17 protein-coding genes are annotated in these 21,194 nt (G+C 67.6%); 12 read left to right on the top strand and 5 right to left on the bottom strand.

Features of this window, described 5'->3' with window-relative positions:
- The first annotated feature begins 7 nt into the window (after positions 1 to 7).
- The 5 genes from BCEP18194_RS35660 (at position 8) to BCEP18194_RS35640 (ending at position 5,133) form a co-directional block, all read left to right on the top strand.
- Positions 8 to 1,057 carry a formylglycine-generating enzyme family protein gene (locus BCEP18194_RS35660; protein WP_011356175.1) on the top strand — a complete coding sequence of 350 codons (1,050 nt, stop codon included), beginning with the start codon at positions 8 to 10 and terminating at the stop codon, positions 1,055 to 1,057.
- Complete coding sequence (locus BCEP18194_RS35655) at positions 1,054 to 1,863, top strand: MetQ/NlpA family lipoprotein (protein ID WP_011356174.1); 810 nt, start codon at positions 1,054 to 1,056, stop codon at positions 1,861 to 1,863. The genes BCEP18194_RS35660 and BCEP18194_RS35655 overlap by 4 nt, the downstream gene beginning before the upstream one ends.
- Complete coding sequence (locus BCEP18194_RS35650; RefSeq protein ID WP_011356173.1) at positions 1,857 to 2,843, top strand: YkgJ family cysteine cluster protein; 987 nt, start codon at positions 1,857 to 1,859, stop codon at positions 2,841 to 2,843. The genes BCEP18194_RS35655 and BCEP18194_RS35650 overlap by 7 nt, the downstream gene beginning before the upstream one ends.
- Before the next feature lie 65 nt (positions 2,844 to 2,908).
- The gene (locus BCEP18194_RS35645; RefSeq protein WP_011356172.1) at positions 2,909 to 3,235 is read left to right on the top strand and encodes an antibiotic biosynthesis monooxygenase family protein; all 327 of its coding nucleotides are present in this window, start codon (positions 2,909 to 2,911) and stop codon (positions 3,233 to 3,235) included.
- Positions 3,236 to 3,432: 197 nt separating this feature from the next.
- The gene (locus tag BCEP18194_RS35640) at positions 3,433 to 5,133 is read left to right on the top strand and encodes a hypothetical protein (protein ID WP_011356171.1); all 1,701 of its coding nucleotides are present in this window, start codon (positions 3,433 to 3,435) and stop codon (positions 5,131 to 5,133) included.
- 91 nt (positions 5,134 to 5,224) lie between these two features.
- Here the strand turns inward: BCEP18194_RS35640 and BCEP18194_RS35635 are convergent, their stop codons facing one another.
- Positions 5,225 to 6,157 (bottom strand): hypothetical protein, encoded by a 933-nt coding sequence (locus BCEP18194_RS35635; protein ID WP_050781640.1) that lies wholly within the window; start codon positions 6,155 to 6,157, stop codon positions 5,225 to 5,227.
- A gap of 168 nt (positions 6,158 to 6,325) precedes the next feature.
- Entirely contained in the window at positions 6,326 to 7,258 is a 933-nt protein-coding gene (locus tag BCEP18194_RS35630; protein WP_011356169.1) for a LysR family transcriptional regulator, read from the bottom strand.
- A 211-nt stretch (positions 7,259 to 7,469) separates the two neighbouring features.
- Between BCEP18194_RS35630 and BCEP18194_RS35625 the strand changes: the two genes are divergently transcribed.
- The 4 genes from BCEP18194_RS35625 (at position 7,470) to pdeR (ending at position 15,959) form a co-directional block, all read left to right on the top strand.
- Positions 7,470 to 8,243: a putative hydro-lyase gene (locus BCEP18194_RS35625; protein ID WP_011356168.1), complete on the top strand. Its 774-nt coding sequence runs from the start codon at positions 7,470 to 7,472 to the stop codon at positions 8,241 to 8,243.
- Between the two features lie 78 nt (positions 8,244 to 8,321).
- A complete protein-coding gene (locus BCEP18194_RS35620; RefSeq protein WP_011356167.1) occupies positions 8,322 to 9,620 on the top strand; it encodes an MFS transporter in 1,299 nt (432 codons plus the stop codon).
- Between the two features lie 120 nt (positions 9,621 to 9,740).
- The gene (locus BCEP18194_RS35615; protein WP_011356166.1) at positions 9,741 to 13,391 is read left to right on the top strand and encodes a hydantoinase B/oxoprolinase family protein; all 3,651 of its coding nucleotides are present in this window, start codon (positions 9,741 to 9,743) and stop codon (positions 13,389 to 13,391) included.
- A gap of 564 nt (positions 13,392 to 13,955) precedes the next feature.
- The gene (gene pdeR, locus BCEP18194_RS35610; RefSeq protein ID WP_011356165.1) at positions 13,956 to 15,959 is read left to right on the top strand and encodes a cyclic di-GMP phosphodiesterase; all 2,004 of its coding nucleotides are present in this window, start codon (positions 13,956 to 13,958) and stop codon (positions 15,957 to 15,959) included.
- Positions 15,960 to 16,007: 48 nt separating this feature from the next.
- Here the strand turns inward: pdeR and BCEP18194_RS35605 are convergent, their stop codons facing one another.
- Positions 16,008 to 16,871: a crotonase/enoyl-CoA hydratase family protein gene (locus BCEP18194_RS35605; RefSeq protein WP_011356164.1), complete on the bottom strand. Its 864-nt coding sequence runs from the start codon at positions 16,869 to 16,871 to the stop codon at positions 16,008 to 16,010.
- A 476-nt stretch (positions 16,872 to 17,347) separates the two neighbouring features.
- On the opposite strand from BCEP18194_RS35605, the gene BCEP18194_RS35600 reads away from it, so the two are divergent.
- From BCEP18194_RS35600 to BCEP18194_RS35590, 3 genes are all read left to right on the top strand, one after another.
- The gene (locus BCEP18194_RS35600) at positions 17,348 to 19,318 is read left to right on the top strand and encodes an APC family permease (RefSeq protein ID WP_011356163.1); all 1,971 of its coding nucleotides are present in this window, start codon (positions 17,348 to 17,350) and stop codon (positions 19,316 to 19,318) included.
- Between the two features lie 158 nt (positions 19,319 to 19,476).
- Positions 19,477 to 19,953, top strand: a complete 477-nt coding sequence (locus BCEP18194_RS35595) for a DUF3617 domain-containing protein (RefSeq protein WP_011356162.1) — start codon at positions 19,477 to 19,479, stop codon at positions 19,951 to 19,953.
- A gap of 310 nt (positions 19,954 to 20,263) precedes the next feature.
- The gene (locus BCEP18194_RS35590) at positions 20,264 to 20,584 is read left to right on the top strand and encodes a DUF1840 domain-containing protein (RefSeq protein WP_011356161.1); all 321 of its coding nucleotides are present in this window, start codon (positions 20,264 to 20,266) and stop codon (positions 20,582 to 20,584) included.
- 122 nt (positions 20,585 to 20,706) lie between these two features.
- Here BCEP18194_RS35590 and BCEP18194_RS41805 read toward each other — a convergent pair whose 3' ends face one another.
- Positions 20,707 to 20,865 (bottom strand): hypothetical protein, encoded by a 159-nt coding sequence (locus tag BCEP18194_RS41805; protein WP_167316043.1) that lies wholly within the window; start codon positions 20,863 to 20,865, stop codon positions 20,707 to 20,709.
- A gap of 45 nt (positions 20,866 to 20,910) precedes the next feature.
- Positions 20,911 to 21,186 carry a hypothetical protein gene (locus tag BCEP18194_RS35585; RefSeq protein ID WP_011356160.1) on the bottom strand — a complete coding sequence of 92 codons (276 nt, stop codon included), beginning with the start codon at positions 21,184 to 21,186 and terminating at the stop codon, positions 20,911 to 20,913.
- Positions 21,187 to 21,194: the final 8 nt, after the last annotated feature.

The raw sequence follows: 21,194 nt of genomic DNA, 5'->3' as shown, positions 1-21,194 counted from the left end.
CGACACGATGCGGTTCCGGTTCTGGACGATCGGTGCGGCGCTGGCCGCCACGCTGTTCGCCGCCGCGTTCGCGGCCGGCTATGCGAATCCCGTCGCACCGGCGGGCGATGCATTCGACGACGCGAATCACGGCCGCGCGCTCGCGCCGCTCGGCACGGAGCGACAGTGCGCGCGCTATTCGGGGCTGCCGGCCAAGTGGCGCGACGACCCGAAGGCCGGGATGGTGCACTTGCGCGGCGGCGCGTTCGTGTTCGGCAGCACGCGCGGCTATGCGGACGAGCGCCCGGTCGGTGACGGCCGCACGCGTGTCGGCGGGTTCTGGATCGACCAGACCGACGTGACGATCGCGCAGTTCGCCGCGTTCGTGCAGGCGACCGGCTACGTGACCGAGGCCGAGCAGCAGGATGGGGCGGCCGTGTTCCATGTGCCGACGCGCGACGAGATGAACGCGCGCGACCTGGCGTGGTGGTCGTGGGTGAAGGGCGCATCGTGGCGTCATCCGCGCGGGCCGGGCAGCGGCGTCGACGGGCTCGGCAACCTGCCCGTCACGCTCGTGACGCAGCGCGATGCGCTCGCGTATGCGCGCTGGCTCGGCCGCGACCTGCCGACCGAGGCCGAATGGGAATACGCGGGCAAGGCCGGTCGCGACGATGCGTCGCTCGACGCGGCGCCGCGCGATGCGCAGGGCAAGCCGGCCGCGAACTACTGGCAAGGCGTGTTCCCGGTGCTCGACACGGCCGAGGACGGCCATGCGGGGCTCGCGCCGGTCGGCTGCTACGCGGCGAACGGGTTCCGGCTCTACGACATGATCGGCAACGCATGGGAATGGACCAAGGACGCATACACGGGCCCGCACCAGTCGCACACGAACGGCGACACGGCGGCCGTCGCGCCGCCGACGCGCCGGCACGATACGCCGATGGTCATCAAGGGCGGCTCGTTCCTGTGCTCGCGCGATTACTGCGTGCGCTATCGCGCGTCGTCGCGCGAACAGCAGGAAGCCGATCTCGGCGCGTCGCATATCGGGTTTCGCACGATTCTGAGGGATGCATCATGAAGCGTGTCTTGCATGACGTGGGCGCGTGGCTGATCGTTGCGTGCGCGGTCGGTCATTCGGGTTTGACCGCTGCCGCCGAATCGGCCGCACCGGCGGTGCGCGTCGGCGTGACGCGCGGTGTACATGCGCAGGTCCTGGACGAAGTGAAGCGGGTCGCCGCATCGCGAGGATTCGGCATCGACGTGGTCGAGTTCGACGATGCATCGCGCATCGACGCGGCGCTGGCCGACGGCCAGATTGACGCGGCCAGCTTCGAGGATGCACAACAGCTTGCCGCGACGCGCGCGCAGAAACGCTACGCGCTGACCGGCATCGCGCCGACCGTCACGTTGCCGATGGCGCTCTATTCGCGCAAATTGAAGAACCTGAACGAACTGCAGCCCGGTGCGACGGTTGCGATTCCCGCCGATTCGCGCGGGATGGCGCGCGCGCTCGTGCTGCTGCAGAACGATACGCTGGTGACGCTGCGCGAGCGGGCCGGCCTGCGTGCGACGCTGCGCGACGTGACCGGCAATCGGCTCGGGCTGAAGCTCGTCGCGCTGCGTCGCGATCGCCTCTACGCGGCGCTCGATACGGCCGCGTTCGTCGCGATCGACAGCGACGATGCCGCGCGTGCCGGGCTGCAACCCGCGCGCGACAGCATCAGCCTCGAGGATGCGCGCTCGCCGTATGCGAACGTGCTGACCGTGCGCGATGCCGATCGCGCGAAGCCGTGGGTGACGCAGCTCGTCGCCGCGTACCACTCGGACGACGTCGCGCGTTTCATCCTCACGCGCTACCAGGATTCGGTGCGGCGGCCGTGGTAGACACTTACCTGCTCGCGTGCAACGCCTGCGGACGCTGCTGCAACAGCGCGCCGACGCTGTCGTTGCGCGAACTGTTCCGGCATCGGCATCGCTTCGTCGGTGCGCTGACGATCCGTCGCGTGCCGAAGCGGCGCATCGGCGAGCGTTGGCGTGCGGGCGGCCGCGAGCATGCGCTCGATGCGGACGACGTCGCGGCGTCCGATGCGCTGGCGGCGCGGTTGTTTCATCGCACCGACGGCGCGGGGAACGAATGGATCGCGCTGACGCTGCAGGGCTACGACTATCCGTCGCTCGGCCGGTGCGCGGCGCTGGCCGACGACGGACGCTGCAGCGTGCATGCGGACAAGCCGTCGATCTGCCGCGCGGTGCCGCTCGATCCGATGCTGCCCGACCGCTTGCAGTCCCGCGTGCTGGCCGCGCGGCGTGACGATGCGGGATGGCTCGGCGCGAACTGCATCGTCGAAGCGGCGAGCGCGCGATCGTCCGTTGCATCTTCCTTTCCGATTCCGCTGGTGACGGCCGGGCAGATCGAAGACCGTGCGGCGCTCGACGCGTATCGCGATGCGCTCGTGTTCGAGCGCGCAGTGTGGCGGGATGCGGTGTTCGCATCGTTGACCGATGGCGGGCAGGACGTGCGGCATGCGCTGTCGCGGCTTGCGCCCGGCGGCTATCTGACCGTGTCGATCGTGCCGGTCCTGTCGGCTGTTGCATCGGTGTCCGCGCAATGCCACGCGCTGTGCATCGCATTCATCGACGCGCAACTCGCGTTGATCGGTGTGAACATCGAAGCAGCACTCGCGCGCCGGCATGCCGACGACCGGCCCGCGACGCGCGAGCTGCGGGGCTTCGCTCAGGCGCTTGAACGTGCACGGCACGCACTGGTCGCGATGCCGGCGCCCGCGGCCGGCCTGCGTGACGACGCACCGCGCATCGACGCGTGGCTCGCCGACCGTCCGGACCTCGGTATGCTCGCCGCGTAACAATCCCGACACGCTACATGTGCCTTACAATCGGCGCTCTTTCAATCGCTTTCGATGGAGCGGGCATGTACGCGTCGACCTTCATTTTCCGTGCCGGGCAATACGACGACGAATTCCACCGGCTCGACCGGCAGATTGCCGACATGGCGCGCGCGACGCCCGGCTATCTCGGCGAGGAGACGTGGGAGAACGCCGAAGCGGGGCTGATCCAGAACGTCTACTACTGGGAGTCGGAGGCGGCGCTGCAGCAGCTGATGCAGCACCCGGCGCATCTCGAGGCAAAGACGAAACAGGCACGCTGGCTGGACGGCTATCGCGTGGTGATTTCGAAAGTGTTGCGCGAGTATGGCGACGGCAAGCTCACGCAGCCGCATGCGGGGAAATCGGCCTGAATGGCTGTCTGATTCATTTCTTTCGCATTACGGATAAATAACAAGGCGCTGCACCGGGAAACCCGTATACGCAAGCGGGTTTCCGCGAGATCGCGTGCAATCAATTCTTCATCAAGCATGGCTAAGGTGGCGGGGCTTCACGTCGTCAGTCTGTCCACCAACAACGTCCTCACTCGATGTCGTACGGAGCCTTGTCCATGCCGAATTTCGCCTTGTCCGCGAAGCGCCGCCGCGCGTTGCGCGATCGTACCGTTCCTGTCTTTGCACTGACGCTGATTGCCGCGAGCATCGGCGCGCAGGCTGCCCCGCACGACAACGACGGCGACAGCCGTTTTACGCCGGGCTTCGTGCCGGGCTTCCTGGTCCTCAGCCGCAGCGTGTACGACAACGTGTCGAGCAACGTCCAGCCCGGCGCGATCCTGCCGCCGAACTGCGCGAAGACCACCGGCGGTTGCGGCGCGGCATCCGGCGCGCCGAACGACGGTACCTATCCGTATGTGTGGAACAACGACCGCTACGACGGCAGCTTCGGCATCACCTCGCGCATCTTCCTCGACCAGATCACGCCGGCCGGCGGTGTCGTCAGCACGCTCGAAGTGCCGAACAGCCTGCAGAAGGGCTTCGCGCACGACCAGATGGTGACGAGCTTCAGCTCGAAGTCGGAGCTTGGCCTGCACCTGTCGCTCGACGGCAGCTACCTGACGTTCATGGGTTACGTCGCGCCGGTCAACACGGTCGACGTGTCGAACTCGAACACGCCGCTCGCGGTCGATACGACGAACCCGGACGGGCAGAACTTCTACCGCGCGATCGCGCGCATCGATCGCCACGGGCATTTCCGCTTCACCGAGACGAATGCGTACAGCGGCAACAACGGCCGCGCGGCGATCCTGAACAATCGCGACGGCCGCGAGATTTACTACACGTCGGGCAACGCCGGCAACGGTTCGAACCCGCAGCCGGACAACGTGATCCTCGGCGCGGGCGCGCAGCTCATCGACGGCGCGAAGCATCACGAAGCGCAGCAGGATCCGGGCGTGCCGACGCCGCTCGCGAGCTTCTCGGTCACGGAGCTCGGCGCGAAGGCCGACAAGATCGGCAAGGACGACAACTTCCGCGGCATCGCGGTGCACGACAACGTCGTGTACTACACGAAGGGCAGCGGCGGCAACGGCGTGAACACGGTGTACTTCGTCGATACGACCGGCACCGCGTGCCCGTCGGGCGTCGGCGTGCCGTCGCCGAAGGCCGTGCTGCCGACGGCGCCGCTCGCGTACAACGCCGCCACGTTGCAGACGGCTGGCCTGCCGAACAACATGTGCGTGCTGGCCGGCTTCCCGACCACGCCGAACAAGACCGCGACGACGCTCTCCTATCCGTTCGGGCTCTGGTTCGCCGACGCGAACACGCTGTACGTCGCGGACGAAGGCGACGGTTACACGGGCGGCGCGGACCTGTACACGCATGCCGCTGCGCAGACGACGGCGGGCCTGCAGAAGTGGGTCTACGACGCAGGCACGAAGCAGTGGAAGCTTGCCTATACGCTGCAGAGCGGGTTGAACCTGGGCCAGCCGTATTCGGTCGCGGGCTATCCGGCGGGCAACAATTCGGCGACGGGCCTGCCGTGGGCACCGGCGACGGCCGGCCTGCGCAACCTGACGGGCCGCGTCGAACGCGACGGCACGGTGACGATCTGGGCGATTACGTCGACGGTCAGCGGCAACGGTGACGTCGGTGCGGACCCGAACCGGCTGGTGGCGGTGCGCGACGTGCTGAAGAACACGAGCGCGACGACGGCGGCGCATGAGCAATTCGCCGTGCTGCGGACTGCGAAGTTTGCGGAAGTACTGCGGGGTATCGAGTTCGCGCCGGGGACGGATACGGGGCGGTCGCACTAAAGAAGGTGACCCCGGCTGGCTGATGCCGGGTGACAGGGGCACGGCCGTGAGTCTCCACGTCCGTGCCCTTCAACTTTGCTGCGACGCGGATTCAGTCGGCCCGTTGCGCTTCACCGTCTTTCGCCTCCACCCGCGCCGCACGCTGCCAGATCGGGAACATCGCGTTCCTGACCGACGTCTGCGCGTCGATGACCTTGCGGTGATCGATGCCCGGCAGGTCGAGCAGCCGGTCGACCGCCGCTTTCGCGCCGTCGGCGCCCTGCGGGAACCCGCACGCGAACTGCTTGTTCGTATCGAACAGGATCCACCAGACGGACGACCCGTACGGCCCCTGGTCGTTGGTTTCGATCACGACCGCGCCAAGGTCGGACAGCGCGATTCCGTGCGTTGCGCCGTTGTGATCGGTCACGTCGATACGCGTATCGGTCGCGGTCACGGTCCAGTGGCTCGGCGGAATCGGCGAAACGGGCGGTGACGGTGCGGTGTCGAGTTGCGCCGCGCCGCCGGAATCGGCACGCTCGGCGGCCTCCATCGCATCCATCGGATCAATGAAATCCATCGGATCGATCGATGCGGCCGGGGCATCCGGCGCGATCGCCGCCGCTGGCGCGGCGGCATCCTGCTTCAGGCGCCCACCGATCCACGGCAACGCGGCGCCGCCGACCATCGCTGCCATCCACAGGTAGTACCCGATGCCGAACGCGTGGATCGGCTTGAAGTCCGGGCCGGTCGGGATCGTGTGCCATCCGAGCGCGAACACCACGGCCACCGCAATCAGCGCGGACACGATTCGGTTCGGCTTGATCAGCGCAACGAGCAGCAGCGGGTTGCCGAGCCACGCAAATTGCAGGTCGAGGATTGCGAGCGGGCCGATCGCGAGCACCATATAACCGCGCAGCCAGGTCACGGCGCCGGCCGCATTCGGCGGTTCGGCGGCGACCGGCAGCAGCAGTGACACGACGTACAGCGCGACGATGACGGCGCGCGCGAGGTTCAGGCGAGCGGAAGCGGTGCGTGTCTGCATGTTGCCTTCTTGTTGTGCAGGGGCGTGCGAAGCGGTCAATGCCGGACGGCCGTGCCGGCATTCACGACGCGTGGCGGCCACGCGTCGCTGGGGATTGTGGGCGATTCGCGCGGCGATGTCGAATGCGTGCCGGATGCCCGACCTCGCCATCCACCGGCCCGCACCGCATCAAAGCGCTTCGACCAGCAACCGCTTGCTCTTCTCGCAATACTCGTGACATGCGGCCCGCGCCGCAATCGACGCGCCATGCACGAACCGCGGCGCATCGGCTCGTCGCGACATCGACACGACGATCGACGGCGGCGACGGCTGTAGCGGCAGCTCCACGACTTCACCGCTTTCGATCAACGCATCGACGAACAGCACCGGAATCGCCGCCACGCCAAATCCGTCGCGCACGAGCTGCACGATCACCGAGATCGACGGCGACCCGGTGATGCGCGTGTCCGACAGCGGCACGCCGTGCGCGTGCGCGAGCGTGCGGACGATATCCTCGAGCGCACGATGGGGCGCCGTACCGCGCCCGTAGGTGAGAATCGGCTGGCGCAGCACCTGCCGCGCCAGCCCCGTGCGCGTGTTCGGCAGCAGCCCCGCGCGCGCGATCCAGCGCACCGGATAGTTCGCGAGCGCATCGCACACGACCGACGCCTCGTCGCTGCCTTCCACGCGGATGATCAGGTCGAGCTCGCCCGCCATCAGCCGGCGTTGCAGCACGACGCTGACGTCGACGGTCAGGTCGATCTCGAGCTGCGGATAGTCGGCCGCGAGCCGCCGCATGTAGTGCGGCAGCCAGCTGTGCACGACGGTCTCGATCACGCCGAGCCGCAGCTTGCCGCGCAGTGCGCTCTCGCCGGACGCGGCGGCCTGCAGCTCCTGGGTCGCCTCGACCACGGCTTTCGCATAGCCGAGCAGGTATTCGCCGTTCGGCGTGAGCCGGAACTCGCGGCTGTCGCGGTCGACGAGTACCGTCTGTAGTTCGTCCTCGAGCGCCTTCAGGCGCTGCGAGATCGCGGCCGGCGTCGCGTGCAGCGCGGCGGCCGTCGTGCGGAAGTTGCGCAGCTTCGCGAGCGTGACGAAGGTTTCGAGAAAACGCGTGTTCATGGCGGCCGGACGGAGGGTGGATGCGCACTTTGCCGGTGAGGAAAAGTGAACGAAGCCGGGGAAAACCCCAAGATCCGTTAAGAAATTCTATACACGAAGCGCAAAAAAACTCGTTGGCGACAAAATTTTTTCTTTTCTATTCTTCGCCGTATCCGATGACACGGCACCGTCATCCCGACGACATACCGATCTGCCACAAGCCTTGACCACCATGACGCCTTCCGAATTCCGCCAGTCCGTGCGCCACGGCGCGTTCCGCGGCCCGACCGCCGGCCACTGCGGCCCGTACGCGCAAGCGAACCTCGCGATCCTGCCTGAAGCGGTCGCGCACGATTTCCTGCGCTTCTGCCAGGCGAACCCGAAAGCCTGCCCGCTGCTGGGCGTCGGCGAACCGGGCGCGTTCCGGGTCGACGCGCTCGGCGAGGATCTCGACATCCGCACCGACGTGCCGAGCTACAACGTCTACCGCGACGGCCGCCTGACCGAACGCGTCGAATCGCTGGAAGCGCTGTGGCGCGACGATTTCGTCGTGTTCGCGATCGGCTGCTCGTTCTCGTTCGAGGACATGCTGGCCCGCGAAGGGATTGGCTTGCGCCACGTCGAGGAGGGGCGCAACGTGCCGATGTACCGCACGTCGATTCCGAATCGCCGCGCGGGGATCTTCGGCGGCCAGCTCGTCGTGTCGATGCGGCCGATGCGCGGCGCCGACGCGATCCGCGCGGTGCAGATCACGAGCCGGTTCCCCGGCGTGCATGGCGCGCCGATTCATCTCGGCGATCCGCGCGAACTGGGCATCGCCGATCTGAATGCCCCCGAGTTCGGCGACGCGGTGACGATCCGCGACGGCGAGCTGCCGGTGTTCTGGGCGTGCGGCGTGACGCCGCAAACCGCGCTGATGGACGCGAAGCTGCCGATCGCGATCGCGCATACGCCCGGCCACATGCTGATGACCGACATCACGAACGCGTCGCTGGCCGTATTCTGATTTCGGGCGACGACCACCCGCACGACAAACCGCACGCACGATTGCCATTCGACGGCGCATAACGACAGGAGCACCACCATGGAAAGCAAGACCCTCGCGGCGAACGCCGCGGAGCCCGCGAGCCCCGAGCGCAACGGCCTGTTCTCGTGGTACGCGGATGCGCAGCCGCGCGAGCGCCGCGCGTTCTGGAGCTGCAAGGTCGGCTACATGCTCGACGGGATGGACACGCAGATGCTGTCGTTCGTGATCCCGACGCTCGTCGCGACCTGGGGCATCTCGCTCGCGGATGCGGGCTTCATCGGCACGATCACGCTGCTCGCGTCGGCGCTCGGCGGCTGGATCGCCGGGATCCTGTCCGACCGGATCGGCCGCGTGCGCACGCTGCAGCTCACCGTGCTGTGGTTCGCCGTGTTCACCGCGCTGTGCGGGCTCGCGCAGAACTACCACCAGCTGGTCGCGGCGCGCGCACTGATGGGCTTCGGCTTCGGCGGCGAATGGACGGCCGGCGCGGTGCTGATCGGCGAGGTGATCCGCGCGCGCGATCGCGGCAAGGCGGTCGGCCTCGTGCAGTCGGGCTGGGCGATCGGCTGGGGGCTGTGCGCGCTGCTGTATGCGCTGCTGTTCTCGGTGCTGCCGGCCGAGCAGGCGTGGCGCGCGCTGTTCCTCGTCGGGCTGGCACCGGCGCTGCTGGTCGTCGCGATCCGCCGCTACGTGAAAGAGCCGGACGTCTACGAGAAGGAGAAGGCCGCGCAGGCGAAAGTGGCCGATGCGCCGCGCCTCACCGAGATCTTCGCGCCGAAGCTGATCACGACGACGCTGCGCGCGGCGCTGCTGACGACCGGCGCGCAGGGCGGCTACTACGCGATCACGACGTGGCTGCCGACCTTCCTGAAGACCGAGCGTCACCTCACGGTGATGGGTACCGGCGGCTATCTCGCGATGATCATCTTCGGCTCGTGGGTCGGCTACCTGACGAGCGCGTACCTGACCGACCGCCTTGGCCGCAAGCCGAACTTCATCCTGTTCGCGGTCGGCTCGATGGTGATCGCATTCGCGTACACGTCGCTGAACCTGACCAACGCATCGATGCTGTGGCTCGGCTTCCCGCTCGGCTTCTTCGCATCGGGCATCTTCTCCGGAATGGGCGCGTTCCTCACCGAACTGTTCCCGACCCGCGTGCGCGGCTCCGGCCAGGGCTTCTGCTACAACGTGGGCCGCGCAATCGGTGCGCTGTTCCCGTTCCTGATCGGCGCGCTGTCCAAGCAATACGGGCTCGGCATGAGCATCGGCATCTTCGCGGTCGCCGCGTACGGCGTGGTGATCGTCGCCGCGCTGACGCTGCCCGAGACACGCGGCCGCGAACTCGACGCCGCATAAGCGGCGGGGCGCTCCGCCCTTCGTTTTTCTTCCCCTTTGACCGACCCCGTGACACGGCGCGCGACGCGCGCCGTGCGGCGGCGCTCGTCCTACGATTCCACGACGCATCGACCCGACATCATGACTGACCGACACCTTTCCCCCGTTCCCTCCGACACCGCACGCTGGCAATTCTGGATCGACCGCGGCGGCACGTTCACCGACATCGTCGCGCGCCGGCCCGACGGCACGCTCGTCACGCACAAACTGCTGTCGGAGAACCCCGAGCAGTACCGCGACGCGGCCGTGGCCGGGATCCGCCACCTGCTCGGCCTCGCGGCCGGCGAGCCGATCACGCCCGCGCGCGTCGACATGGTGAAGATGGGCACGACGGTCGCGACCAACGCGCTGCTCGAACGCAAGGGCGAACGCACGGCGCTCGCGACGACGCGCGGCTTCCGCGACGTGCTGCGCATCGCGTACCAGAACCGGCCGAGGCTGTTCGATCTCGACATCGTGCTGCCCGACGCGCTGTACGAGACCGTCGTCGAGATCGACGAACGCATCGGCGCGCACGGCGACATCGTCGTGCCGTTCGATGCGCAAGGCGCCGAAGCATCGCTGCGCCGCGTGTTCGACTCGGGCGTACGTGCGCTCGCGATCGTGCTGATCCACGGCTATCGCTACACCGCGCACGAACGCGCGCTGGCGGAACTGGCGCGCCGCATCGGCTTCACGCAGGTGTCGGTGTCGCACGAGGTGTCGCCGTTGATGAAGATGGTGTCGCGCGGCGATACGACCGTCGTCGACGCATACCTGTCGCCGATCCTGCGCCGCTATGTCGAGCAGGTCGCGCACGAGATGCCGGGCGTGAACCTGCAGTTCATGCAGAGCAGCGGCGGGCTGACGCGCGCCGACGCGTTCCAGGGCAAGGACGCGATCCTGTCGGGCCCGGCCGGCGGCATCGTCGGGATGGTGCGCGCCGCGCAGGCGGCCGGCTTCGAGCGTGTGATCGGCTTCGACATGGGCGGCACGTCGACCGACGTGTCGCACTACCACGGCGAGTTCGAGCGCGTGTTCGAGACGCAGGTGGCCGGCGTGCGGATGCGCGCGCCGATGATGAGCATCCATACGGTGGCCGCGGGCGGCGGCTCGGTGCTCGGCTTCGACGGCGCGCGGCTGCGCGTCGGGCCCGAATCGGCCGGCGCGAACCCGGGGCCGGCCGCGTACCGGCGCGGCGGCCCGCTGACGGTGACCGACTGCAACGTGATGCTCGGCAAGATCCAGCCCGATCATTTCCCGCGCGTATTCGGCCCGCACGCGGACGAACCGCTCGACCGCGACGGCGTGGTCGCGAAGTTCGCGGCGCTCGCCGACGAGATCCACGCGGCCACCGGGCGGCGCGAGACGCCCGAGGCGCTCGCTGAAGGTTTCCTGGAAATCGCGATCGGCAGCATGGCGAACGCGATCAAGAAGATCTCCGTGCAGCGCGGCCACGACGTGTCGCGCTACGTGCTGACGACCTTCGGCGGCGCGGGCGGCCAGCACGCGTGCGGCGTGGCCGACGCGCTCGGGATGACGCAGGTGTTCGCGCATCCGCTCGCGGGTGTGCTTTCCGCGTACGGGATGGGCCTCGCCGACCAGACCGCGATGCGCGAGCGCGCGGTCGAGGCCGTGTTGTCGGACGATTCGCTGCCGGCGCTGAATGCGGCGCTCGACCGGCTGGCCGACGAGGCGGTCGGCGCGCTGCTCGAACAGGGCGTGCCGCCGGCGCGGATCGCGATCGAGCGGCGCGTGCACCTGCGCTACCAGGGCACCGATTCGGCGCTCGACGTGCCGGCGGGCAGCGTCGCCGAGATGCAGCAGGCGTTCGAGGCCGCATACCGGCAGCGCTACGCGTTCCTGATGCCGGGCACGCCGCTCGTCGCCGAGCTCGCGTCGGTCGAGGCGATCGGCCGCTCGGACGCGCCGGTGGAGATCGCGCCGCTCGCGCCGCGCAACGCAGGCAACGGCGACGATGCCGCGCTGCGCGCCCATTCCGCGGTGCGCTTTTATTCCGGTGGCCAATGGCACGACGCGGCGCTGTACGTGCGCGACACGCTGCTGGCCGGCGACGCGATCGACGGCCCGGCAATCGTCGCGGAGAAGAACGGCACGACCGTCGTCGAGCCCGGCTGGCGCGCCGAGATGACCGCGCAGGGCAACCTCGTGCTGACACGCACCACGCCGCTGCCGACGCGCCGCTCGCTCGGCACCGACGCCGATCCGGTGCGGCTCGAGATCTTCAACAACCTGTTCATGTCGATTGCCGAGCAGATGGGGCTGCGGCTGCAGAACACCGCGTACTCGGTGAACATCAAGGAGCGCCTCGACTTCTCGTGCGCGATCTTCGACGGCGACGGCAACCTGATCGCGAACGCGCCGCACATGCCCGTACACCTCGGCTCGATGGGCGAGAGCATCCGCACGGTGATCGAGCGCAACCGCGGCCGCATGCGCGACGGCGACGTGTTCATGTTGAACGACCCGTATCACGGCGGCACGCACCTGCCGGACGTGACGGTCATCACGCCGGTGTTCGCGGACGGCTCGGACGCGCCGCTGTTCTACGTCGGCTCGCGCGGTCACCACGCGGACATTGGCGGCACGACGCCGGGCTCGATGCCGCCCGATTCGACCCACATCGACGAGGAGGGCGTGCTGATCGACAACTGGCAGCTGGTGTCGGCCGGCACGCTGCGCGATGCGGAGACCCGTGGGCTGCTCGCGTCGGGCCGCTACCCGGCGCGCAACGTCGAGCAGAACATGGCCGACCTGCGCGCGCAGGTCGCCGCGAACCAGAAGGGCGTCGACGAGCTGCGCCGGATGGTCGCGCAGTTCGGCCGCGACGTCGTGCTCGCGTTCATGGGGCACGTGCAGGACAACGCGGAAGAAGCCGTGCGGCGCGTGATCGGCGCGCTGCAGGACGGCGCGTACCGCTACGCGCTCGACAACGGTGCGGAGATTCGCGTCGCGATCCGCGTCGACCAGGCGGCGCGGCGCGCGGAAATCGATTTCACGGGCACGTCCGCGCAGCTCGACAACAACTTCAACGCGCCGAAGGCCGTCTGCATGGCGGCCGTGCTGTACGTGTTCCGCACGCTGGTCGGCGACGACATCCCGCTGAACGCCGGCTGCCTGAAGCCGCTCACGGTGATCGTGCCCGCCCGCTCGATGCTGAACCCCGAGTATCCGGCGGCGGTCGTGTCGGGCAACGTCGAGACGTCGTCGGCCATCACCAACGCGCTGTACGGCGCGCTCGGCTGCGTCGCGTCGAGCCAGGGAACGATGAATAACTTCACATTCGGCAACGATCGCTACCAGTACTACGAGACGATTGCGGGCGGCAGTGGCGCCGGCGACGGTTTTGCGGGCGTCGGCGCGGTGCAGACGCACATGACGAACTCGCGGCTCACCGATCCGGAGGTGCTCGAATGGCGCTACCCGGTGCGGCTCGACTCGCACCGGATCCGCGCCGGATCGGGCGGCGGTGGGCGCTGGCGCGGCGGCGACGGCGCGGTGCGGCGCATCCGCTTCCTGGAGCCGATGACCGCGTCGATCCTGTCGAACAACCGGATCCACGCGCCGTTCGGTGCGGCGGGCGGCGAGGCCGGCGCGCTCGGCCGCAACACGATCGAGCGCGCGGACGGCACGGTCGAGGCGCTCGACCATATCGGCCGCGCGCAGATGGCGGCGGGTGACGTATTCGTCGTCGAAACGCCGGGCGGCGGCGGATACGGCGCGGCGGGCTGAGCCGTGCAACCGGCACCGGCGCCCCACGCCGGTGCTCGAACGGCATTGCAACGGACTGTGGAATAAAGTCGCGCATTAACGCACAAAAAGAATCAAATTCGACGGAAAGTCGGGTCGCTTGACGGCGATCCGACCCTGTCGTCATGGTCTTGTCACAGCGCTTTCCGCGATTGCCGGAATCAGCCGCAAACGCCCGCCTGGCGGGGCACTCAGCCCGATTCGCCGAACCCGTTGCGCACCGCCGCAACTGGAATTGAGCGAGCTGCCAATCATGAAAAATCCGGCTTGCCAATCGAGTCCCAATTCCTTGACACTCTGCTCTAAATGTGAGTGCCAATCCTGATCGTCATTTGATAAGATGGCTCTCATCATTCGTTAGGCAGCACCTGCGCGCATGACGCGCGAACGCCGGGTCGCATTAGCGGGAAACAAGTACGGGACGAGGCCCATCATCACGGCAATCACGGTCGCCTTGCCGGGCGCGCACGATGCGCGGCCCGGAACGGCGGTCGGCCGGCTCGCCTCCGTCTACACTGTGCGTTTTTTCTGGATCGGGGCGTCTTCATGGATGACGAAAACGATAGCGCGGTGCTCGAGGCGCACGTCGGTACGCGCAGCCCCTGCTGGCGTCTCGGCAGCGACAGCAATGCACTCGAACTGGCGGCCGTCCGCGGCCTGACCAACGTTGCCGTCGCGCTGACGGGCGAACAGGCCGCGCACATCCGCGCGCTGACCGGTGTCACGTCGCACCTCGTGCTCGACATCACGCTGTTCGGCGAACCGGTTCGCCTCCATCTCGTCGGCCGGAAGGTCGACACGACCAACTGGGCCGGCACGGCGTCCGCCTATTCCGATGCCGAGTCCGTCGCGGGCGATCTCGCGAACGGGCTTGCGTTCGCCGAGCAGGTCGTGTCCGAAGTGAATTCGCTCGTGGTGATTCTCGACCGCAACGGGATGGTGCAGCGCTTCAACCGCCTGTGCGAGGAAGTGACGGGCAAGCGCGAGGTCGACGTGATCGGCCGCAGCGCGTTCGAGCTGTTCATGACCCCCGAGCAGGGCGCGCAGTCGCGCAGCAACATCACGGGCTTTTTCGCGAGCAACCACTCGTTCGCGGTCGAGCGCTACATCAACACGGTCAACGGGCCGCGCCTGTTCCAGTTCCGCAACAAGTTCGTGCAGAGCGGCAGCGGCGTCGAAGAGCAGTTCCTGATCTGCTCGGGCATCGACATTACCGAGGAGCGCAGCGCGCAGCAGCGGCTCAGCGAACTCGCGAACACCGACGTGCTGACCGGCCTGCCGAACCGCCATGCGATCAGCGAGCGCATCCACGCGGCGATCGCGGCCGAGACGGCCGCGACGCGCGGGCAGGTCGGCATCCTGTTCCTCGATCTCGACAACTTCAAGCGCGTCAACGATCACTACGGGCACATCACCGGCGACCGGCTGCTGCAGGACGTGTCGGCGATCATCAGCGGTTGCCTGCCGTCCGGCGCGACGCTCGCGCGGCTCGGTGGCGACGAATTCCTCGTGCTGTTCGAGCACGGCACGCGGCCGCTGCTCGAAGCGACCGCGCAGATCATTCTCGAACGGCTGCGCACGCCGATTCATCTCGGGCTGATGGAGGTCTACACGAGCTGCTCGATCGGCATCGCGATGCATCCGCAGCACGGCGATTCGCTCGAGACGCTGATCCGCAGCGCCGATACGGCCATGTACGTCGCGAAGGAAGAGGGCAAGCATACGTATCGCGTGTTCTCGCTGGAGATGAACCAGAAGGTCGCGAAGTACATGTGGCTCGACACGAACCTGCGCAAAGCGCTCGAAGAGGAGCAGTTCGTGCTGCACTACCAGCCGGTCGTCGATATCGCGACCGGCGACGTGCACGGGGTCGAGGCGCTGGTCCGCTGGCAGTCGCCCGATCGCGGGCTCGTCGCGCCGGTCGAGTTCATCCGCTTCGCGGAGGAGTCGGGCCTGATCGCGCCGCTCGGGCGCTGGGTGATGCGTACCGCGGCCGCGCAGGCCGCCGCATGGAAGGCGAAGGGGCTCGGCATCCGGATCGCGGTGAACGTGTCCGCGCGGCAGTTGCAGGACATGAACATCGTGCACCAGATGGCGTCGATCCTCGACGCGGCGGGGCTCAAGCCCGGCCTGCTCGACATCGAGCTGACCGAGAGCTGCTTCATCGAGGACGAAGACGCGGCCAACGGCTTGATGCGGCAGTTCCGCCAGCTTGGCGCGGAGATCCATCTCGACGATTTCGGCACTGGCTATTCGTCGCTGTCGCAGTTGTCGCGCCTGCCGCTCGACGCGATCAAGCTCGATCGCACGTTCATCACGGCCATCGACCGCAATCCGCGCTCGCAGGCGCTGGTGCGCTCGGTTGTGTCGCTCGCGAAGGCGCTGAATTTCGCGGTGGTCGCCGAGGGCGTCGAAACGCATGCGGAAGCCGAATTCCTCAAGCAGCTCGACGTCGATCATGCGCAGGGCTACTACTACGCCCGCCCGATGCCGGCACAGGCGTTTGAGGCGTGGCTCGCGGAGACGAGAAAGCTCAGGCTGATCGCCTGAGCTTCGTTCACGAACGGGCGCCGCCGGCCAGCGGCGGCGCTCGCCGCGTTACACCGTGCGCAGCTTCGACACGCGCCGGTTCTGCAGCATCACGAGGCGTTCCATATACGCGAGATCCTTCGGCTCGATCGTGAACGCCGCATGCACCCACGCTTCCGTGATGTCCATCAGCTCGGAGCGCGTGAGCTGGAACACCCGCTCGCGCGCGCGCAGCATCGCGCGCACGCCGTTCAGCTTCGGCTTCATCACGTCGATGAAGGTGCGCGTCGCGAGATATGCGTCACCTGCGTCGAACGTCTGGTCGACCAGGCCGCGATCCTCGTACCACTCGGCTGCGTGCGCTTCACCGGTCGAGATCAGTTGCTCCGCAACGCCCCGATCGGCCTTGCGCGCGACGAGCGAATAGCCGCCCATGCCCGGGAACAGGTTGAACGCGATCTCGGGGAACCCGAGCTTCACGCCCTTCTGCGCGAGCATGTAGTGATGCGCGAGCGCGGCCTCGAAACCACCGCCGAGCGCGCTGCCCTCGACCATCGCGATCGAGATCGCCCCGGTGCCGAAGCCCGTGTAGATCTCGTACACGCCGTCGATGCACGAGCGCGCATAGGCCATCAGCAGGTCACGCTTGCCGCTGCGGATCGCGTCGACGAAAAAGCTCAGGTCGCCGCCGACGTTGAACAGCTCGGGGACGAGCGAGCCCGTCACCCAGAAGTCGAACGGCAGGCCCGAGTCGCGTGCAACGCGTGCGAGATGGATGATGTCGGTAACGAGTTGCTGGTTGAAGCACGGCCGCGGCTCCGATCGCAGCATCATCCACATGACATTACGTCCCTCTTCATAAAAGGCTGTCAGTTGCGTGAGTTCGCCGGCTTCATAAAACGGGCGGCACGCGGGATGGGATTGGAGTTGCATGGTATGTCCTCGTGAGATGTGGTTTTCGAAGACCGTCGCGCCCGGTGCCGTGCGGGAGGCGAGTTTCCCGCAGGGCGCCGGGCGCGAGGCATCGCCATTGTTGCGCGCGCACAAAAGTCGAATTGCGAGGAACCACGCACGACCGGGACGCGGGTGCCGGCCGCATCGGTGCGGGCGGGGAGGTGGGCGGCGAGCGGGGCGGGTCGGCTTCGGCCGGCGGCGGCCGATGCACCGGGCGGGGCCGGCACGCGTTTGAAGGCGGCCGGAAAGGTAGCCGGCAGGTTCGCCGTGTTGCGCGAATGCGTGTAAACGGACGATCCGGCGCGTGCCTGCCGGCGTTGTCCGCTTACATGCTGAAAGCGGTGCCGGGCCGCCGTGCGGCCCCTATGGAAGATGCGGACTGGCGCCGCGCCCGTGTGTCGATTAGCTTTAAAGGATCACGCAGCGCGTGGCGCCGGGCGTGCCGGGAGGGGACCATGACCACGTTCCAGAAGGTGTGGCAGTTGCTCGTCGGAAAGCCGCTCGACCCGCTCGATCCGCGCACGCGGCATGCGATTGCCGTGACCCCGTTGCTGGCGTGGGTCGGGCTCGGCGCCGACGGGTTATCGTCGTCGTGCTACGGCCCTGAGGAGGCGTTTCTCGCGCTCGGCCAGCACCATGCGCTCGCGCTGTTCCTCGCACTTGCGACCGCCGCAACCGTGTTCATCATCGCGCTCGGCTACAACCAGGTGATCGAGCTGTTCCCGACGGGCGGCGGCGGCTACCGCGTCGCGACGTCGCTGCTCGGATCGAAGCCGGGGCTGGTATCCGGCGCGGCGCTGCTGGTCGACTACGTGCTGACTGTCGCGACGTCGCTCGCGAGCGGGGTCGACGCGTTCTTCAGCCTGCTGCCGGTGAGCGCGCAGGCGTTCAAGCTCACGACCGAGATCGTGCTGATCCTGATGATGACGGGCCTCAACTTCCGCGGGATGCGCGAATCGATCATGGTGCTGCTGCCGATCTTCATCGGCTTCGTGATCCTGCACTTCGGGCTGATCGTGTACGGCGTCGCCGTGCACGGCAGCAACCTCGTGATGGTGGTGCCCGACGCCGTGCACGAAGCGCACGGCATGTCGCAGTCGCTAGGCCTGTTCGTGCTGCTCGCGCTGCTGATGCGCGCGTTCTCGCTCGGCGGCGGTACCTATACGGGCCTCGAGGCCGTATCGAACAACGTGAACATGCTGGCGGACCCGCGCGTGCCGAACGGCAAGGTGACGATGTGGTACATGTCGACGTCGCTCGCGTTCACGGCCGGCGGCATCATCCTGCTGTACATGCTGTGGCATGCGAAGCCCGTCGACGGCGAGACGCTCAACGCGGTCGTGTTCGGCAGCGTGATCGACCATCTCGGGCTCGGCTCGGCGTTCGCGCGCCACGCATTGCTCGCGGCCGTGCTCGCGTTCGAGGCCGGGCTGCTGATGGTCGGCGCGCAGACGGGCTTCCTCGACGGCCCGGCCGTGCTGTCGAACATGGCGTCGGATTCATGGGTGCCGCGCCATTTCCGCGACCTGTCGGGGCGCCTCGTGCGGCAGAACGGCATCATCGTCGTCGGGCTGTCGAGCCTGCTGATCCTCTTGTGGACGCACGGCAGCGTCGACGTGCTCGTCGTGCTGTACAGCATCAACGTGTTCCTCACGTTCAGCCTGTCGCTGCTCGGGCTGTGCACGTACTGGTGGCATCATCGCAGCCAGCAGGGCTGGTTCAAGCACTTCTTCCTGTCAGCACTCGGGCTGAGCGTGACGGCGACCGTGCTCGTCATCACGCTGATCGAGAAGTTCACGGCGGGCGGCTGGCTCACGGTGCTCGTGACGAGCGCGGTGATCGCGCTGTGCTTCATGATCAACCGCCACTACGCCTATACGCGCCTGCAGCTCGCCAAGGAAGACGAACTGTTCTCGGGCAAGCCGCCCGAGATCGACGAGGCCGACGCGCCGGGCAAGCCCGACCCGTTGCAGCCGACGGCCGTGTTGCTGGTCGGCAAGCATCGCGGCGCGAGCATGCACGCGCTGCTGTGGGTCAACCGGCTGTTTCCCGGGCACTTCCGCAACGTGATCTTTCTCGCGGTCGGCGAAGTCGATGCGAAGGCGTACGACGGTCACGAACATCTCGAACGGCTGCGCCATACGATCACCGATTCGCTCGACTACTATGTCGCGCACTGCCGCCGCCACGGCATCGCGGCCGACTACCGGATCGCGTTCGGCACGAATCCCGTCGTCGAATTCATGAACCTCGCATCGTCGACGCTCGACGAGTACCCGAACTCGGTGTGCTTCGCGAGCAAGCTGATCTTCCGGCGCGTGAATTTCCTCACGGCCTGGCTGCACAACCAGACGCCCGTCGAGCTGCAGGCGCGCCTGCATGTCGAGGGCAAGCAGATGGTGTTGTTGCCGATGAATGTCGGGTAGCGGGCGGGCAAAGCGGCTCCGCCGGCGGATGAAAACGATTCAACCTGACGTATCGCGTCAGATCGTAAGCAATAGAAAACAATTAGCCGGTTTCGTCGGAAAGATTTGGTAAGATTCGCGCGCTTCGAATCAACAACAAATCCTTTCCGAGAGACTTCATGACGATCGCCGCCACGACTGCCACCCGTTTCCTGCGCCACGGCGCGCGCGCATTGTCCGCCACCGTGCTCGCGGGCTTCGCCGCCGCGTCCTTTGCGCAGACCGTATCGCCAGGCATCTGGCACGACGACACCGCGTACACGCTGAACGGCAAGCCGCTGCCGCAAGGCACCGATCCGATGCCGGACCAGTGCCTGACCGATGCGGATGCGAAAAACCTGCGCAAGACGATGGCCGCCCGCCTGCAGCGCGACAACGTCCACTGCACGATCACGAACTGGGACTACGCGGGCACGACGCTGAAGGTCGCGCTGTCCTGCGCGAACGAACAGGGGCGCGGCAACGGCACGGTGACGGGCGCCGTCACGCCGACGAGCTACGACCTGAAGGGGCAACTGCACGGGCAGCACGCACAGGCCGGCGCGTACACGCTCGCGTGGACGTGGCGCGGCAAGCGCGTGGGCGACTGCAAGTAACGGGGAGAAGCGGCGCGCATCACACGGTGCGTGCCGCACCCGTCGGCGCATTCGCCACGGGATTGCGGCCATTCAGGGTCCGTACGCTTGAATACATCACAATGTGATATAAAATCAAAGCAGGCCTTGGTGGCATCCGGCCATTACGCCACAAACGAACCCGGCCGCGCGACGCGCGCATCGTGCCGGGCGAACGTCCGGTTCAGAAGAACGGGCGGCGCTTATGCGCAGCGGGATGGCCACCGGGCCTCGCCGCGACCGGCGGCACGATGCGCCGTACGGTTCGCGGCGACGACAAGGGGAAATGACGATGCTGATCACGTTTCGAACCTCCGCCGCACCCGATATCGTGATGTTGCGCGACCTGGCGCAGTATCTGCTGGGGCTGGTCGGCAAGGGGCTCGACGTCCGCGGCGTGATTTCCACCGACGAGCTGCCGGGTGCGATCGCGCGGCTCGAACAGGCCATCAGGGACGATGCGGCGCGCGAACGCGCACACGAGCATTCGACGCAGGCGCTGCGCGACGAGGTGTCGCCGCATGCGGGCGGGCTCGCGCAGCGCGCGTGGCCGCTGCTGGACATGATGCGTGCGGCTCGCGAGCAAGGGCGGCACGTGATGTGGGGCGTGTAGGCGCGCATCGCGCGCACCGCCCGCGGTACCGGACCTCCGCTGGAAGGCCGGCGGCATGCGCGTCGTTCGACGCGCGGCCGCCGGCCGATTTTTATGCGCGGTGCGGTCGCGTGATGACGCGATTACGGATGATGATGCGGATGCGAGCGTGACGAGCGTCGCGCGGGCCGGTGCAGCAGCTTGTCGCGCGTGCGGTCGCGGCCGCGCCCGGCCGTGAAGAACAGCACCGCAAACACGAGGAGCGCGAGCAGCAAGAGCGTCTGGACGATACCGTGTTCCATGTCGCCTCCAGCATGACGAAGGACGAAGGGCGTCGCGGCCGGCCGTCAGCCGGCGGGCATGAACGTGCCGGCGAGCATCGTGTCGATGAAACGCTTGGCCAGCGCGATCGAGATCCTGAGTGCGTCCGCGTCGTTGCGGAACACGTGATGTTTCGGGTCGAGCAGGTGCGCCTCGTGGCATCCGCTGGCGTCGCGCCACACCACGACGGCGAGCGGCTCGTACAGCGCGCCGAGTTCGAGCCCTTCGCCGGCCACCGGGTCGACGAGCGCGACTGCGCGAATCCCGCACTGGCGATAGGTCAGGCAGAGCGGCGAAGCCATGACGGCCT

The sequence above is a fragment of the Burkholderia lata genome, from assembly GCF_000012945.1.
In the GTDB taxonomy this organism is placed as follows: Bacteria; Pseudomonadota; Gammaproteobacteria; order Burkholderiales; family Burkholderiaceae; genus Burkholderia; species Burkholderia lata.
This window is presented reverse-complemented; position numbering and strand designations above follow the sequence as displayed.

What these genes read in the sequence shown, in the direction of transcription:
- BCEP18194_RS35615 (WP_011356166.1), top strand. Translation starts at nt 9,741, where the DNA reads ATGACTGACCGACACCTTTCCCCCGTTCCCTCCGACACCGCACGCTGG.
- BCEP18194_RS35625 (WP_011356168.1), top strand. Translation starts at nt 7,470, where the DNA reads ATGACGCCTTCCGAATTCCGCCAGTCCGTGCGCCACGGCGCGTTCCGC.
- pdeR (WP_011356165.1), top strand. Translation starts at nt 13,956, where the DNA reads ATGGATGACGAAAACGATAGCGCGGTGCTCGAGGCGCACGTCGGTACG.
- BCEP18194_RS35600 (WP_011356163.1), top strand. Translation starts at nt 17,348, where the DNA reads ATGACCACGTTCCAGAAGGTGTGGCAGTTGCTCGTCGGAAAGCCGCTC.
- BCEP18194_RS35645 (WP_011356172.1), top strand. Translation starts at nt 2,909, where the DNA reads ATGTACGCGTCGACCTTCATTTTCCGTGCCGGGCAATACGACGACGAA.
- BCEP18194_RS35635 (WP_050781640.1), bottom strand. Translation starts at nt 6,157, where the DNA reads ATGCAGACACGCACCGCTTCCGCTCGCCTGAACCTCGCGCGCGCCGTC.
- BCEP18194_RS35640 (WP_011356171.1), top strand. Translation starts at nt 3,433, where the DNA reads ATGCCGAATTTCGCCTTGTCCGCGAAGCGCCGCCGCGCGTTGCGCGAT.
- BCEP18194_RS35605 (WP_011356164.1), bottom strand. Translation starts at nt 16,871, where the DNA reads ATGCAACTCCAATCCCATCCCGCGTGCCGCCCGTTTTATGAAGCCGGC.
- BCEP18194_RS41805 (WP_167316043.1), bottom strand. Translation starts at nt 20,865, where the DNA reads ATGGAACACGGTATCGTCCAGACGCTCTTGCTGCTCGCGCTCCTCGTG.
- BCEP18194_RS35585 (WP_011356160.1), bottom strand. Translation starts at nt 21,186, where the DNA reads ATGGCTTCGCCGCTCTGCCTGACCTATCGCCAGTGCGGGATTCGCGCA.
- BCEP18194_RS35590 (WP_011356161.1), top strand. Translation starts at nt 20,264, where the DNA reads ATGCTGATCACGTTTCGAACCTCCGCCGCACCCGATATCGTGATGTTG.
- BCEP18194_RS35595 (WP_011356162.1), top strand. Translation starts at nt 19,477, where the DNA reads ATGACGATCGCCGCCACGACTGCCACCCGTTTCCTGCGCCACGGCGCG.
- BCEP18194_RS35660 (WP_011356175.1), top strand. Translation starts at nt 8, where the DNA reads ATGCGGTTCCGGTTCTGGACGATCGGTGCGGCGCTGGCCGCCACGCTG.
- BCEP18194_RS35655 (WP_011356174.1), top strand. Translation starts at nt 1,054, where the DNA reads ATGAAGCGTGTCTTGCATGACGTGGGCGCGTGGCTGATCGTTGCGTGC.
- BCEP18194_RS35620 (WP_011356167.1), top strand. Translation starts at nt 8,322, where the DNA reads ATGGAAAGCAAGACCCTCGCGGCGAACGCCGCGGAGCCCGCGAGCCCC.
- BCEP18194_RS35630 (WP_011356169.1), bottom strand. Translation starts at nt 7,258, where the DNA reads ATGAACACGCGTTTTCTCGAAACCTTCGTCACGCTCGCGAAGCTGCGC.